Genomic DNA, 15,054 nt, shown 5'->3' on the forward strand with positions numbered 1-15,054 from the left:
CTGCCTTGCGCCAACTTGCCTCAGGCCTTAAACCGACGATATTGGCCGCCGACATCACGCAAACGGCTGCTGCCTTGCTTTGTTCCAAAACTCCGCGCCGGCGAACAGCAGCCACTCCGTCAACGCCGGGGCTCTGTCTTGCCGGTACTGCTCCAGCTCCGCCGCCACGTCCGGATAGCGCTCTTCGCAGTCCCTTCCCAACAACCACCACAGCGCGACGCAGCCCGCGGCTTCATCCTCGGTGTCCACCCAGGGCAAGGCCGCGGCTTCGCGCAGCCAGCTCAGCGCGAGCGGGAAGTCCGGCCACTGCGCCGTCACCGTGTCGGGGTGCAGTTCGCTCAAACCCGCCACCGTGCGCAACAGCTTGTGGTAATGCGCGGCCCAGTCCAGCCGCGCCCAGTGCTCGGCGCGCAGCGACACCGCGCTGGCGCGGCCCTTGGCTTCGTCTATCGCCATATGCCGATACGCGGCCGGATGGGCCGGATAGCACCAATGATCGATAGGCCCCAGCAACTGATTCTTGTCCTCGCCGCTCAGGCTCTGGTCCAACAGGCTCGTAATCCTGGGGTCGTAGTAACGCAGATGATGTTGCCGTCCATCGGGATGCGGCTGGGCAAACAGGCGCTTCAAATGCCTAGCCACCTGCTCCGCCGGCTGCGCGGACCGAAGCCAGGCGCTGACCATGACGGCGCCGCCCTTGCGCAGCGAGTCGCCGATGTCGTCGGTCCCCCGACTTAGCCAGGCCTGGCGCTCCTCCGGTCCAAAGTCCACGGTTTGCGCCAGGTCTATCAGCAGCGGCGCCTGTTCCGGCGCATGGGCAAAAAACGCGTCGTTCAACACCGTGACCGCGGGCTCCGGAAAACAGGCCGCCAACTGCTCCGACGCCAGCGGGTCGCCCAGAGTCCGGTCCAACAGCAGATACCAGCCTTCCGGCGCATCCGCCTGCAAAATTTCATGCAAAGCCTGCATAGTTCCAATCTCTCATCCTGGCCGCAACGCTCAATCCGGATACGGCGCGCTCGCCGCGCCGGCGTGCGCGGCGTCCGCTGCCTGGTAGTTGCAGGGTTGCGGAGGTTTGAACGAAGGGGTGGGCAGACTGGTGCTGGCCGGCCCGCTCCAATCGTGGCTTCCGCCCTTGAAGCTGACCGTACCCGGCGCATGCAGCTCTATCTTGCCGTCCTTGATCCGCACATAAGCGCCGCCGCTGGTCAGCAGAATCTCCTTCTTGCCGTTCCACAGTTGCTGGCCCTTGATAGCGGTGATCTTGACGTCCTGGTCGCCGGTGACTTCTATGCTGTCGCTCTGCGCCTGCAGCTGCACCTTGCCCTTGGCGGCAATCAGCTTCAGCGCAATCTGGTCCTTGACCCCGGTGACGAACAGGCTGATGTGCTGGCCCACGTTATGGAGCCAGCGTCGGCCGCTGGTCTGGTTGGTGTCGCGCTGCGCCACCAGATCCAGGTTGGTGCCCGCCGCCAGAGTCTGGCTTTGCTGGCTCAGGCTGGCGATGCCGGCCGGGGCGGACAGCACAATCAAGGGCTGCTGGCCGGCTTGGTCTTTTGCGGTCTTGCCGTCTTTGTCGGTGTTGGAGCCGGCTTCCCAGGCTTTCAGCGCGGCGGCCTGATGTTGCAGGTGGCCTTCGGTTTTCTTGGCGGCTTTGGCGTTGTCCGGGCCAATTTCTTCCGGACCGGTTTCCATGGTGTCGGCCTGCTGGCCGGTGGCGGTGTCGCCCAGGCTCTGGCTCAGACCCAAGGCCGCGTCCAGCTGGCTTTGCGCCTGTTCGCGCGCCAGTTGCTTGCCGGAAGCGCTGTTCTGCGCTTCGGTGCTCAGCAGCAGGCCGTGGCCGGCGCGGATGGCGCCGTGGCTGTCTGTCCGCAGTTCGAAGCCGTCGCCGCGCGCTTCGGCCTTGCCGTTGCTGCGCGGGTGGGTCAGGAAGCCCTGGTTGAGCTGGGTTTTGCCGGGTTCGGAACTGAGTTTGGCTCTGACTTCGCCCGGGGTGTCGTCGAACAGCAGTTCGTTGTACTGGCCGCCCTGGTGTTCCTTGGATTTGATGCCGGACAGGGTTTTATTCGCCGGCAGCGCGCCGGCGCCGCTGAAGTCCGGCGTCGGGTGGCTGCCGTTGTAGAGCACGCCGGTGATCACCGGGCGGTCGATATCGCCTTCGATGAAGTCGACCAGCACTTCCTGGCCGATGCGCGGGATGAATTGGTGGCCCCAGCCGGCGCCGGCGCTGGGCATCACCACGCGCAGCCAGCAGGAGGATTTGTCGTCCATGCCCGCGCCTATGCTGGGGTGTTCGTCCATCCGTTGCCAGTGGAACTGCACCTTGATGCGGCCGTGCTGATCGGTGTGGACTTCCTCTCCTTGGGGGCCGACCACGGTGGCGGTCTGCACGCCGCGAGACTTGGGCTTGGCCAGTTCGGTGTGGGCATAGGCCGGGGTCAGCGGCACGCCGCGACGTTGGGCGTCGAAGTCGGCGCGGAAGGGTTGTGCGTCTTTTTTCTCACCCGCCAATGCTTTGAGGTCAGCCGGCAGGTTGTTGCGCGCGCTTAAGCTTTGGCGGGTGACGACGAATTCGCGCTGTTCGCTGCTGTCGCCGTCGTGGGCCGGGTGCTCGTCCAGGCGAAACCACTGGCCGGCGGCCAGGCCGCGCACGCTGCCGCCGCCGCTGAATTGTTTGGCGTTCAGATCATGCGCTTGCTGGCGCAGCTGGGCGTAGTGGCTGAGCTGGTCGGCGTCGCCGGCGTAGTACAGCGATTGTGGGTCGTAGTCGTGCAAGGAGGATTGCAGCGCCTTGCCGTTCTGGCCCTGGTCGATGCGGCTGTCGTCGCCGCTGTGCTGGGTGCTGACGGGCTGGTAGTCGAAGCTGGCCAGCGCCACCGCGCCGGGGACGATCTGGCGCTGGGCGTTCCACTCGGTCAGGCCGTCTTCGGCCTCGGTGGCGTCGCTGCGGTGGAAGCGCACCCGCTCGACGCCGGCCGGCGGCAGGCTATAGGGGTCGTCGAAGGCGACCAACTGCACTTGTGGTACCTCGCCATCGAGGTGATCGAAGCGCCAGGCATAGCCCTCTTCGTGCAGCAGCCTCACGATGAAGTCGTAATCGGATTCGCGGTATTGCAGACAGTAGCTGCGCGGCGTTGCCGCGCCGGTCTTGAAGTCCAGCGTCTGGACGCGGGCGAACACCGGGTTGGCTTGCTGATGCTCGGCCAGGATCTGTTTGACGATGTCCGGCACCGTCAGGTCCTGGAACACCCGCGAGCTGACGCGATGCCGCAGCAGCGCGAACGGCGGCTCTATGGTCAGCTGGTAGCGGCTGAAGCCGCCGTCCGAGCCCAGGCTTTCCACTTTCGATACCACGCCGCAACGCAGGCTCTCCGCGCCGGCGGCGTCGAGGATGCCGAGCCGGGCCGGCAGGCCGAGCAGGGTCTTGAGTTCGATCGCGCCGTCCGGTGACAGACAGGTGAGCTGGTAGGCGTAAGGCCGGGACACGCCTTCTTCGCCGGCCAGGCTGAGGGGCAGCAATTGCTCGGCCGCCACGCTGCCGTCGCCCAGGCTGAGGGTGAGCAGGCGCTGGTCCTGGTTGAAGGCGGAGGCGAAGCTGGCGAGCAGGGTGCTGAGGTCCATGGCGTTAACCTAATTCAAATCGACTGCGCAATTGGCGAGTCCTTAAGCAAACCCCGCGCTGCCACACCGGGTTTGCTTAAACACCCGAAAACGCCCGGCGGCCCGCTGACGCGGGGCGGCCAGGCGCCGGAATTCAGTTGGCGATCAGACGCACCGCGTGCAGCTGGCGCTCGGTGTCGTAACGCACGGTGATTTTATTGGCCGGCACGCCGGCGTCGGTCAGGAACTGCTTGACGGCGATGGCGCGGGTTTGCGCGGCGGCGCGGGCGTTGCCGATGTCGCCGCGGTAGCAGTGGCCGCGCACCAGGATGGATTTGGCGGTCTTGAGCTTGGGCAGCAGCAATTGCAATTGAGCCTCGCCCACCGGGGACAGTTTGGGGCTCATTTTTTCAAACGGGATCAGGTTGGGGTCTATGGCCATATTGGCGGCCACGGCCTTGTCCAGCGCGGCCTTTTCTTCCGCCGCCTTGATCACGGCGGGGTCGTTGGAGGCTTGTTGAGCGTTAGGATTGGTCTTGCAGCCCACCAGCGACAAGGCGAGCGCGGCGACCATCAGCAAACGTTTCATAGCATTACTTCCCGGATTGACTTTAAACATGGGCAAAGAACAGCCGGGAAACCGCTGCGCCGGGCCGGCGCGCGGCAGTTTCCCGGATGCCTAAAACCCGCCCGGAAGACGGGCGGGTCAGCTTTACAGCACCGCTAGGGAATTAGGCGATCGCCTTGTTGGCGGTCAGGTCCCAACCGGAGCTGACGTTGCCGCTGGTGCCGCCACCTTCGCGCTTCTGCTGGGTGTAGGTCCACTTGATCTTGCCGTAAGTGAAGCTCACTTTTTCGCTGGGGAAGCCGCTGTCGTTGGCGGAACCGTGCGGCTCAACCTTGGCGATCAGGACTTGTTCCATCTTGATCTCCATGTACTTCACCTTGTCGCCACCGGCACGGCACAGTTCGATGGTGATTTCCTTGATGTGCTGGCCCTTGCAGCAGGCTTCGTAAATCTTCGGGCTGGCTTTGTCCAGGAAGTGGGTGATTTCGTAAGCGCCGTGGTTCACGCGCTCGGCGGTGGCGCCGCCGGCGGAGCTGGCAGTGGCTTGCGCCGGCTGTTCCAGCTTGTGGGCAAAGGATTGGATCTCGATCCAGTCGGCGTGCTTCTCGTCGCTGCTTTCGCCAGGAATACCGTCAATTTTCAGGAATGCATCAAAAGCCATTTACTTCTCCTTAAACAAAGGTCAAAAATCGGAGGGCGCTCCCTCCCATTCCAAAAGACGCCCGCCTCCGCCGCCGCGCCGGAACGCGGCGGGCAAACGCGGACTCTCCAGCTTTAACCCGCCGGCTGCGGCAGTTCCGCCACCAGACGCAGGGAAATGGTCAGTTCATCCAGCTGGAAATGCGGCCGCAGGAAGGCGGCGGCGCGATAGACGCCCGGTTTGCCCGGCACTTCCACCACGTCGACGCGCGCTTCGCGCAGCGGGTATTTGGCTTTGGCTTCCTGACTGGCGGAGTCGTCCAGCAGCACGTATTGCGCCAGCCAGGTGTTCAGGAAGTCCTGCACGTTCTGGCGCGAGGCGAAGCTGCCGATCTTGTCGCGCATGATGGATTTCATGTAATGCGCGATGCGCGACACCGCGAAGATGTAGGGCAGCTGGGTGGACAGGCGCGCGTTGGCGTTGGCCGAGTCGGTGTTGTAGGTCTTGGCCTTCTGCACCGATTGGCCGCCGAAGAAGGCCGCGTAGTCGGTGTTCTTGCAGTGCACCAGCGAGATGAAGCCCAGATCGGACAGCAGTTTTTCGGTGCGGTCGGTGATCGCCACTTCGGTGGGGCATTTGAGCGCCACTTCGCCGTCGTCGGTCCTGAAGGTGTGGGCCGGCAGGCCTTCCACCAGGCCGCCGCCTTCCACGCCGCGGATGGCCGCCAGCCAGCCGTATTGGGCGAAGGCGGAGGTCAGACGCGCGGCGTAGGCGTAGGAGGCGTTGGTCCACAGGTATTTCTCGTGGGTGCTGCCGTCCACGTTTTCCTCGAAGTCGAATTCCTCCACCGGCACGTTGTCGCGGCCGTAAGGCAGACGGCCCAGCACGTGCGGCAACACCAGGCCGACGTAGCGGGAGTCTTCGGATTCGCGGAAGGATTTCCACTTGGCGTATTCGACGGTGTCGAAGATCTTGGCCAGATCGCGCGGCTTGCCCACGTCGGTGAAGCTTTCCAGGCCGAACAGGCCGGAGGCGGCCGCGGTGATCAGCGGCGCGTGCGCGGAGGCGGCCACGTGGGACAGCTCGTCCAGCAGGTAGAAGTCTTCCGGGTGGCGGGTAAATTCGTAATCGCCCACCAGGCCGGCGTAAGGCGCGCCGCCGAAGGTGCCGTATTCCTCTTCGTAGATTTTCTTGAACAAGGCGCTCTGGTCGAATTCCGGCGCCGCCTTGAAGTCCTTGACCAGGTCTTTCTTGGAGGCGTTGAGCACCTTGATCTTGAGCATGGTGCTGGTTTCGGACTCCATCACCAGGTATTTCAGGCCGCGCCAGGAGGCTTCCAGCTTCTGGAAGTCGTTGTGGTGCATGATCTCGTTCAGCTGGGAGGAGATCAGCGCGTCGATCTCGGCGATGCGCGCGTCTATGCTGGCGGACAGATCGCGCGATACGCTGACGCTGCCTTCCAGCACCTGGTCGACCAGTTCGCCGATCAGATCGCGGGTGTGGCCCTTCTCGTTGTCGTTGGTGGCGACGCGGCTTTGCTCGATGATGGAGTCGAGCAGGCTGCCGGCGGCCGCCGGCGCTGCGGCCGCGCCGGCCTCAAGTTGTTGTTCTGCGCTCATCTATCACTCTCCCGCTTTGTCCGGATGCGCAGCCTGGCTGATCGCCTTCAGCTTTTCGGTATCGCGCACCACTTCGTCCAACAGTTCTTCCAGCTTGTCGTTGCCCGCCATCTTGTTGCGCAGGTCGGCCAGGCGCTTGCGCGCGTCCAGCAGCTTTTTCAGCGGCTCGACCTGACCCACCACGTTCTGCGGCTCGAAATCCGCCAGCTCTTCGAAGTTCAGTTCCATCGCCAGCTGGCTGCCGTCGTCCTTCAGCTTGTTGTCCACCTTGATGGCCAGACGCGGCGCCATGCCCTTGAGCACTTCGTCGAAGTTGTCGCGGTCGATCTGAACGAACTTGCGTTCCTTCATCTTGGGCAGCGGTTCCTTGCTGTGGCCGGAGTAATCGCCCAGCACGCCCAGCACGAAGGGCAGCTCCTTGGTTTCGATGGCGTCGCCGATTTCAACGTCGTAAGTGATCTGCACGCGCGGCGGGCGTACCCGCGACAGTTTTTTCTGTGTGCTTTCTTTGGCCATGATGGTTCTCTCTCAAGTTCACAAAGCTCTGATGGGAGCGGCCTGCGCGAATGGCCGGCCGTTCCGGTGTTACGCCACTACTCAGGCCACGCTGCGCGACAGGCTGGACGCCACCTCGCGCAGCTGCGCCACCGAAATGGACGGATCGTTCAGCCTCCGCCCCAGGATGTAGGCCGCTTCGGCATAGGCCTGGTGGCTGCGCCACGGCGCCTGCGGCTCTGCCACGTCTACGATGAAACGGGCGTCCAGCTGCCCGCCCCAGCACTGCGCGACGATCTGCTCGTTCAAGTCTCCCGGCAGCAGCGCCAGGAAACGTCCTTCCGGCCGATGGATCAGCAGGCATTGCTCCGCCTGCCCGGCCTGGCCGGCGGTGGCCGCCTGGTACAGCGACAGCCAGGTGGCCGCGGTCAGCATGTCTTCGCCGTCGCAGTCAGGCAGCGGCAGCAGATAGGTCTGCGCGGTCAGGCTGCCCTGGAACTTGCGCAACAGCTGGTGATGGAAGGTGAAGGCCAGCAGCACCGTTTCCAGGTCCGGCAGGCCGCGGCTGCTCAGCAGCCGGCCCAGATGGGAGGCCGGGGTCACGCTCAGATGCCGCTCCAGCAGTTGCTGCGCCAGTTCCAGGTCCGCCACCGAGGAGATGCCGAACAGCGATTGCTCTTCTAGGAACTGGCGGCAGGCCAGCATTTCCACCGCGTTGTCGATGGCGCTGCTCAATTGCTCCTTCAGGCCGGAGAAGAACAGCTCGTTGGCCAGCATCAGTACGGACAGCGGCGGCAAGGCCGCGTCGCAAGGCATCAGCGAGGCCGCCACCAAGGGGTAATTGCGGCCGCTTTCGTCGCGGCTGGGCTGCATCACGCCCAGCGACAGCCACATCTGGTCCCGGCTGCGCAGCACGAAGCTGGTGCCCGGCATCGCGCGGTAGCGCTCCACCGCTTCCGGCCCGGCTTCCAGCCCGCCCAGGCTTTGCGCCAGCAGCTGGTCCAGCTGGGTGGCCGCCGGGTGGGTGGCGTTGACGCGGACGAAGTCGCCGCGGCGCGGCAATTTGCCGAAAATGCAGAATTGCGGGGGCGTTTCCTGCGCCCGCTTGAAATTGAACGCCATGACTGTGTCTCCCTTATAGCGTCACGCGCTCAGGCAAGGTCAGCTTGTAAAGCTTGTTCAGTTGCAGCGGATTGACGCCGCCAACCATGCGGAAATTGAATTTCACCGTCTGCGCCTCGCCGTCGGGCTTGCGCAGGTTCCAGGTGAGCTGGGCGGAGTCCGGGCTGTCCTGGCTGACCTTGGCGCTGGACAGCAAGCGCATCAGGCCCATGCGGCCCGGCTGATTGCCCACCACGCTGCTGGCGCCGCTGTAGGACACCACCTGGATGCGGGCGCCGGCGTTCTGGCCGTTGCCCGGCCAGGTGAACGGCTGCCAGGCCTGCGGGCCGTTGCGGTAGCGCAATTCCTGGCCGTCCACCTCGAACACGATTTCGGACAGGCCCGGCGTCGGCGTCGGCTGCAGTTCGAAACGGGTGTTCTCGCCGTCCTGCAACTGGGCGTTGGCCAGCGCGGACAGGCTGCTGACGCTGGACAGGAAGGCCGGGTTGAACTTGACCCCCATATTGCCCCAGGCGCGCGGCACCAATTGGTCGCCCTTCTTCTGCACCAGGCCGTTCAGGTATTTGTTGATGAATTTGTCCAGCGTGCCGTCGTTGGCTTTGACGAAGCGGCTGATCTCCGCCACCGAGGCGCTGTTGCTGGAGTCCGCAAACGGGTATTTGCCGGCCAGCTGCTTCCACTGCGGCAGCACCTCGTTGACCCAGGCTTGGTTGATATCGTTGGCCACCGGCCCCAGCAGGGCGTTGTAGGACTGGGTCAGCGGGCGCACCAGCATCGGGCGCACCATCTCGCCGGTTTCCGGCGTGACCTGGCTCAGCAGGGTGTTGTCGACGAAGGAGGCGGTGTCGCCCAGCTCGGAACCGGAACCGCCCAGGGTCGCCTGCAAGGCGGCGCGGGCTTGCGGGCCGGGTTCGTCGGTGCTGGAGATCGCCGCCAGCTTGGCTTTCAGCTTGGCCAATTGGTCCAGGTAGGCGTTGATCGGCGGGTTCTCGCCCTTGACCAGTTGCGCCACGCCGGCGAACTGACGGCCCACTTCGCCGTACAGCTTGGCCTTGTCCGCCTGGGCCGGCGCGCTGCCGCCCTTGAGGAATTCAGCGGTTTTTTCCAGCATCGACTGCTTGGCGTTTTCCAGCGAGCGGTTCAGCTCCGACGGGTTGTCCCAGGCGGTTTCCATCGCCGCGCGCGCCAGCACCAGCTTGATCGGCGAGCTTTGCTTGTCGGACAGCCTCGCCATCGCGGACGCGGACTGGGCCGGATTGGTGAAGTCGCGGGTGGTGACGCCGATCAGGAATTTCTTCCAGGCGGCGGCGTATTGGCCGCGGTACAGGGCTTCCAGCGCGGCGCGGTTTTTCTCCACGTCGCCGTCTCGTCCCAGATTGTCCTGGGTGGACGAGGCCAGCACCCAGTCGTCGCTGCGGATTTCGCCCTTGCTGGCTTCGTCGATCGCGGCTTTGACGTAACCGTTCCAGGCTTCGCGGGTGTAGGCGCCCTCCACCATCTGGCTGCCGGCCATCACGTCCAGATCCCGGTTGTCCAGAATCCGCGCCACGGTCAGCGGCGCGAAGCGGGTGTTGGCGCGCGCCTTGATTTCATTGAACACCCGCTCTTGCGCGGACAGGCGCTTGAAGGAGCCGCGCAGCACGTCGCGCGCCTCGCCCACCACCTTGGCGTTGTTGTCGATCAGCGGCAGGTCCGCTTCCTTGATCTGGCTGACGTAGAAAGCCACCAGCTTCTCGGCCACCGCCATCACTTCTTCCACCGAGTACTGGCCGCGCTGGCTTTCCAGATAGGGCCGCCAGTAGCGCGGCAGCTGGTCGATCAGATGCGCCTCGTCCATGCGCTTCTGCTCGTGCAGCATCAGATAGGTTTTCAGCGCGTTGTAGCTGGCGTCCAGCTGCTGCGGGTTGCGCTGCGGAGCGGCTGCCGCCTCGCCTTGCGCGGCGGAGGCTTCCAGCTTGGCGGTGGTGGCGCGTTGCGGCCAGTCCAGCGCGCTCAGCTTGATATTGGGCAGGCCGCCGCGCGGCGCGTGCTTTTTAGGCTTGGGCTTGAACGGCGCGGGCGCCGGCGCCGCCGGCTTGGGCGGCTCGCTCACCACCGGGGCGGGCGTCGGAGCCGGCGGCTCCGGCTTCAGCGCCACCAGCGTGGTTTCCAGATTGCGCTGCACCGGGCGCAGCATCACTTCCTTCAGCCCGGCGAAATATTCGCGGCGCAGCTGCGGCTCCAGCTCCTTGCCCTGGTACAGGCCCAGGCCCACTTGCCACGGCGCGCCGTTTTTGCGGTAGGACTGCAACTCTTCCAGGCGCTTCTGCAAGATCTGCAGCGAGCGCAGCTTGTCGTACAGCTGGCCGCTGGCGGCCAGCTTTTGCGCCTGCGCGCGCTCGGCCTTCACCTCGTCCAGCAGGTGCTGGTTGCCGATGAAGGACCAGGTCCAGAAGCTGGCCAGCGCGGCCAGCGACAACACCCCGGCGGCCATGCCGAACAAACGCCAGCGGCTGCCGCTGGGCTTGGTCTGCCGCGAAATCAGATGTTGATCCTGGAACAGCACGTCGCGGAACAGATTGCGCAGGAAGTAGCTGTAGGACGCCGGCGCCTGCTTCATCTCCTGGCCGCCCTGGCTCAGGTCGAACTGGCCTTGCACGCGGTTGGCGGCCACGATGCGCGGCACGCCCTCTTGCAGCGCGCTGGTGAAATAGAAACCGCGCAGCAGAGGCCGCGCGTGGTAGGGGTCTTCTTCGTGCAGCAGCTTGACGAACTTGACCACCGCCTCTTTCAGGCCGTGGAATTCGATCGGGAAAGCGAAGTGCGCCGGCTTGGCCTGATCGCCGCGGTACTGGATCAGCTTTTCCTCGCCGGCCTGCACCAGGCCGCGGTACAGCAGTTCGAACTGCTGGCCGGTCACATTGGCCACGTCGAAGCCGGTGCCCTGGTCCGCGCTCAGTGTCGCGCCCCAGACCCTGGCGCGGTCTTCGTCGCTGGCGTCCTGGAAGAACTGGGCGAAGCCGCCCAAGAGGTCCAGCTTGGTGAACACCAGATAGATGGGCACCAGGAGGCCGAAGGTGTTGCACACCTCGTGGATGCGCTCGCGGATCTGGCGCGCGTACAGGGTGAAGCCTTCGCTATGGTGCTGCGCCAGTTCCGGCAGGCTGATCGCGATCAGAATGCCGTTGACCGGCGCCTTGGCGCGGTGCTTTTTCAGCAGCTTGAGGAATTCCAGCCACTCCACCCGGTCCTCGCTCTGAGTCGCGTAGCGGCCGGCGGTGTCCAGCAGCACGCCCTCGGTGGAGAAGAACCAGTCGCAGTTGCGGGTGCCGCCCACGCCCTGGATGCCGCTCTTGTCGCTGAACGGGAAGGTCAGGCCGGATTGCAGGATGGCCGAGCTCTTGCCCGCAGCCGGATGGCCGATGATCATGTACCAGGGCAGCTCGTACAGCGCGGCGCTGCCGCTGGCGGTGCCCAGCTTGGATTTCTTCAGGGTGTCGATGGCGCCCAGCAGCCGCTGGCGCAGCAGGGTGACCTCGGCGCGCTTGTCGGAGCTGGCGTTGATCACCGCCTCGTCCGCCTGCTTGCGCAGCATGCGCTCCAGCAAACCGCCGGCGCGGCGCGCCAAGACCTGGCCCACCAGCAGGGTCAGCACCCATAACAACATGACGCCGATAATCCAGCCCAAACGGGCTTCCAGCGACTCCAGGCCCAACCACGGTCCCAGGAACCAGATCAAAGCGATCAGGATCAGGAACCCGATTGCCGAAGCCACTTTGGCGTGACGCAGCCAACCTTTCATAAACACCCACCACCTTCTTGAAAACCGTTATTTTTTGAGCAGGGATTTCAGCGAGCCTGAGCGCTCGATATGCCCGAAATCCTTGAAACTCCAGTTGCCGCCCCAAGTCAGGCCGGCCGCCGTCGCCTCTTCCCCCAGCGCGTTGTAAGCCTGCATCGCCCAGGGATCGCGTTCCGATATCACTACCTTGCCTTCGCGGATGGGCGCCAAGTCCACCGCCAGGCCGTATTGGTGCTTGCTCTGTCCGCCCTTGGCCTTGGTCACCAGCGTGGTCTGGCCGGCCAGCGAGTCCTGGCGCTCCGGGCTGCGGTAGCCTTCCAGCAGCACCATGGGGAAGCCCCTGGCCTTCATTTTTTCCATCACCCGCAGCACCACCTGCACAAACTCGGGATTCAGCTTGCTCCAGTCCCGATCCGCATGTCCCAGGCTGGGCCGCTCCGCTATGACATTGACAAAAGCTTCAGGTGGAAGCGGTGGCGGAGGCACCAGTTTTTCTTCCAACAGCGTTTGCTTAATTCTTATGCCTTGAGCATACTCCGCCGCCTCGAACTCCGGGCTGCGGTGAAAACGGTTCAGTTTCAGCGTGATCGCCACCGCCAACGCCACCAGCAGCAGCGACACCACCGGCAGCCACACCCGCCAGTAACGCGCGGCGGCGCTGGGCGCGCGGCGCGTCACGCGCAAAAAAGCGGCGCTTGCCGCCGGCTTTTCAGTCAGTTTCTCAGGCCCTGCGGCCGTGGCTCCGGCCAAAGCCTCCGCTCCGGACAGAACGGGCTTTGGCGAGCGGCTTCCTTCCAAAATGCGAGGCTGTCCCAAGAAGAATTTCCAGCCCAACCAGGACAGGAGCAAAACGATGCCAAGCACCAAGACCGGCAAGATATAGTTCAAATGCATTTTGACGCGAGACGATAAATGACATTACAATTTAAATCAATAGCTTGAGCTACCCGATCTCGGATTTTCGCTACCGTGTGCAAATCAATTTGCGGCGGGGCATGCATTCCAATTAAACCAAAAATTTGGGATACTTTCGATAGCAGATAGTCACAAATCCAATCGTTAGGAACCGCCGTCATGATGAAAAAACGCCCCAGCTGGCAACGGGCCCGCTCCCTATTTTACGCCATTGCCATAGCCTCTCTGACCGCTTGTTCCAGCACCAAGACCATAGACATCAAAGCTGAGGGCAGCCCGTCGCTAAACCGCGACGCCAAAGGCAAACCGCTGTCCGTGGTGGTGCATGTCTACCAGCTGAAAAACCAGCAGGCTTTCAACCGCCTGACCATGGAGGCGCTGTCCAGCGGCAAACCTGAATCAGAACTGCTGGGCGACAGTCTGATCAACAGCAAAGAACTGACCTTTTTGCCAGGTGGTAAAGTGACGCTGGAAGACGTCACCATTGAAAAAGACGCTCAGTTCATCGGCGTCGTCGGCTTTTTCCGCCGCCCGGACGCCCACTTCTGGCGCCTGCTGTACGACGCCGACGCCGTCCGCAGCAAAGACCTGAGCTTCCGCGCCGCGGACTGCCACCTGGAAGCCATCAAACCCAAAGCGTTGACCATGCCCGGCCAGCCAGCGTCCGCCAAGGCGGACTGCGCAGCCAGCCGAAACTGAGGCCCGCCGCGGCGCCGGGCAACGCTGAAAATTAACAAACTCTTTTGCATGACAAGGGCGGCGCTCTTGCTGCAAAATGTCGCGCATTTTAGCGATCGTGTACACAGTTTGAACAGGGTGTTATTACCGGATGCGGACAGTCTTGGCCATGACGTGGCTCAAAGCCCGTTCGCTCCTTCGCCCACCGCGGCCTGGCCCGGCTGACAAGCCGATGAATTTTCAGGCGCAATTGAAATTGACGTAGGTATCCAGACAAGGTGTATCAGTAATGCAACAAGCCAAACGAGTGCTCTGGGGCGAAGGCATGTTCCTGCGCCCGCAGCACTTTCAGCAGCAAACCCTCTTGCTGGAACAGCATGTCGCCGCGCGGCAGCAACTGAGCCAGCGTCACAGCTGGGGCCTGCAGCACATCGCCTTGGACGAACAGGCGCTCAAGGGCGGCACCGTCCGCATCGACGGCCTGTCCATCCTGTTCCGCGACGGCACGCTGTACCAGGCGCCGGCCAGCGCGCCGCTGCCGCTGTCCCGCGACCTGAACACCTTGCCGCAAGCCGGCATCAAGACCACGCTTTACGCCTGTCTCGCCCATATGCAGCCCTACGGCGGCAACACCCGGAACGGCGAAGCCATGTCCCGCCCCGCCCGCTTTCAAAGCGCCAGCGCGGAAGTGGCCGACCTCTACACCCAGGCGCTGGACGCCGACCTGTCCACGCTGGAGTTGGACGTGCGGCTGATGATCGAAGAGGAAAACCGCGACGGCTACGACGCCATTCCGCTGTGCCGGCTGGAGAAAGACGCCACCGGCCAGTGGGCGCTGGGCGGCGGCTTCATCCCGCCGCTGGCCACCGTGGAAGGCTCGCGCGAGGTCAGCCACATGCTGCGCCGCCTGCTGGACATCCTGCTGGTCAAGAACCAGGCGCTGTCCGGCGGCCAGCGCGAACGCGCCAAGAACGTGATGGAGTACAGCTCCAGCGACATCAGCTCCTTCTGGCTGCTGCACACCGTCAACCGCAACTTCGCCAAGCTGCGCCACCTGTCGCTGTCCAGCCCGCTGCACCCGGAAGAGCTGTACCTGGCGCTGGCCGAATTCTGCGGCGAACTGCAAACCTTCTCCACCCATTACACCCTGTCCGACATCCCGGCCTATCGCCACGACGACCTGCACGCCGTGCTGGCGGCGCTGGACACGCAGATCCGCGAACTGCTGGAAACCGTGATCTCCTCGCGCTACGCCATCATCCCGCTGCATTCGCCCAAGCCGTCCTTCTACATCGGCCGGCTGGAAAGCGACCGCCTGCTGGAAAACGTCGATTACTACCTGTCGGTGCAGAGCGAGTTGCCGGCCAGCCAGATCATCGACAGCGTGCCGCTGAAGATGAAAATCGGCGCGCCGGACGACGTGGAGAAAATCCTCAACTCCGCGATGCGCGGCGTGGCGCTCAGCCATGCGGCGCAAACCCCGTCCGCCATTCCGGTGCGGGTGGGCAACCACTATTTCGCGCTGGAACCGCATGGCGAGATCTTCGGCCGCATGCTGCAATCGCGCAGCATCTGCATCTATATGCCGCAGACGCTCTCCAATCTGACGCTTGAACTGATCGCCGTATTCCGCTGA

11 protein-coding genes are annotated in these 15,054 nt (G+C 64.0%); 2 read left to right on the forward strand and 9 right to left on the reverse strand.

Annotated features, from left to right (window positions below; translation table 11 throughout):
- Positions 1-54: 54 nt before the first annotated feature.
- The 9 genes from JW897_RS23235 to JW897_RS23275 all read right to left on the reverse strand — a co-directional run bounded on the left by JW897_RS23235 (position 55) and on the right by JW897_RS23275 (position 12,503).
- Complete coding sequence (locus JW897_RS23235) at positions 55-969, reverse strand: DUF4123 domain-containing protein (RefSeq protein ID WP_205467819.1); 915 nt, start codon at positions 967-969, stop codon at positions 55-57.
- A 30-nt stretch (positions 970-999) separates the two neighbouring features.
- Positions 1,000-3,621, reverse strand: a complete 2,622-nt coding sequence (locus tag JW897_RS23240) for a type VI secretion system Vgr family protein (RefSeq protein WP_205467820.1) — start codon at positions 3,619-3,621, stop codon at positions 1,000-1,002.
- Between the two features lie 133 nt (positions 3,622-3,754).
- Positions 3,755-4,189 carry an OmpA family protein gene (locus JW897_RS23245; RefSeq protein WP_019100066.1) on the reverse strand — a complete coding sequence of 145 codons (435 nt, stop codon included), beginning with the start codon at positions 4,187-4,189 and terminating at the stop codon, positions 3,755-3,757.
- A 142-nt stretch (positions 4,190-4,331) separates the two neighbouring features.
- Positions 4,332-4,829, reverse strand: a complete 498-nt coding sequence (locus tag JW897_RS23250) for an Hcp family type VI secretion system effector (protein ID WP_019100067.1) — start codon at positions 4,827-4,829, stop codon at positions 4,332-4,334.
- A gap of 113 nt (positions 4,830-4,942) precedes the next feature.
- Positions 4,943-6,427 (reverse strand): type VI secretion system contractile sheath large subunit, encoded by a 1,485-nt coding sequence (gene tssC / locus JW897_RS23255; protein WP_043594333.1) that lies wholly within the window; start codon positions 6,425-6,427, stop codon positions 4,943-4,945.
- A gap of 3 nt (positions 6,428-6,430) precedes the next feature.
- Positions 6,431-6,943, reverse strand: coding sequence for a type VI secretion system contractile sheath small subunit (tssB, locus tag JW897_RS23260; RefSeq protein WP_043594331.1), 513 nt, complete (start codon positions 6,941-6,943; stop codon positions 6,431-6,433).
- A gap of 81 nt (positions 6,944-7,024) precedes the next feature.
- Complete coding sequence (gene tagF / locus JW897_RS23265) at positions 7,025-8,044, reverse strand: type VI secretion system-associated protein TagF (RefSeq protein WP_205467821.1); 1,020 nt, start codon at positions 8,042-8,044, stop codon at positions 7,025-7,027.
- Positions 8,045-8,057: 13 nt separating this feature from the next.
- Positions 8,058-11,825 (reverse strand): type VI secretion system membrane subunit TssM, encoded by a 3,768-nt coding sequence (gene tssM, locus JW897_RS23270; RefSeq protein WP_240352349.1) that lies wholly within the window; start codon positions 11,823-11,825, stop codon positions 8,058-8,060.
- Positions 11,826-11,852: 27 nt separating this feature from the next.
- Entirely contained in the window at positions 11,853-12,503 is a 651-nt protein-coding gene (locus tag JW897_RS23275; protein ID WP_231589353.1) for a M15 family metallopeptidase, read from the reverse strand.
- A 396-nt stretch (positions 12,504-12,899) separates the two neighbouring features.
- Here JW897_RS23275 and tssJ point away from each other — a divergent pair, with 396 nt between their 5' ends.
- Together tssJ and tssK are read left to right on the forward strand one after the other, a co-directional pair.
- The gene (gene tssJ / locus JW897_RS23280; protein WP_205467823.1) at positions 12,900-13,439 is read left to right on the forward strand and encodes a type VI secretion system lipoprotein TssJ; all 540 of its coding nucleotides are present in this window, start codon (positions 12,900-12,902) and stop codon (positions 13,437-13,439) included.
- 268 nt (positions 13,440-13,707) lie between these two features.
- Positions 13,708-15,054 carry a type VI secretion system baseplate subunit TssK gene (gene tssK, locus JW897_RS23285; protein WP_048416123.1) on the forward strand — a complete coding sequence of 449 codons (1,347 nt, stop codon included), beginning with the start codon at positions 13,708-13,710 and terminating at the stop codon, positions 15,052-15,054.

It is taken from the genome of Chromobacterium alkanivorans (genome assembly GCF_016937655.1).
Lineage (GTDB): Bacteria > Pseudomonadota > Gammaproteobacteria > Burkholderiales > Chromobacteriaceae > Chromobacterium > Chromobacterium alkanivorans.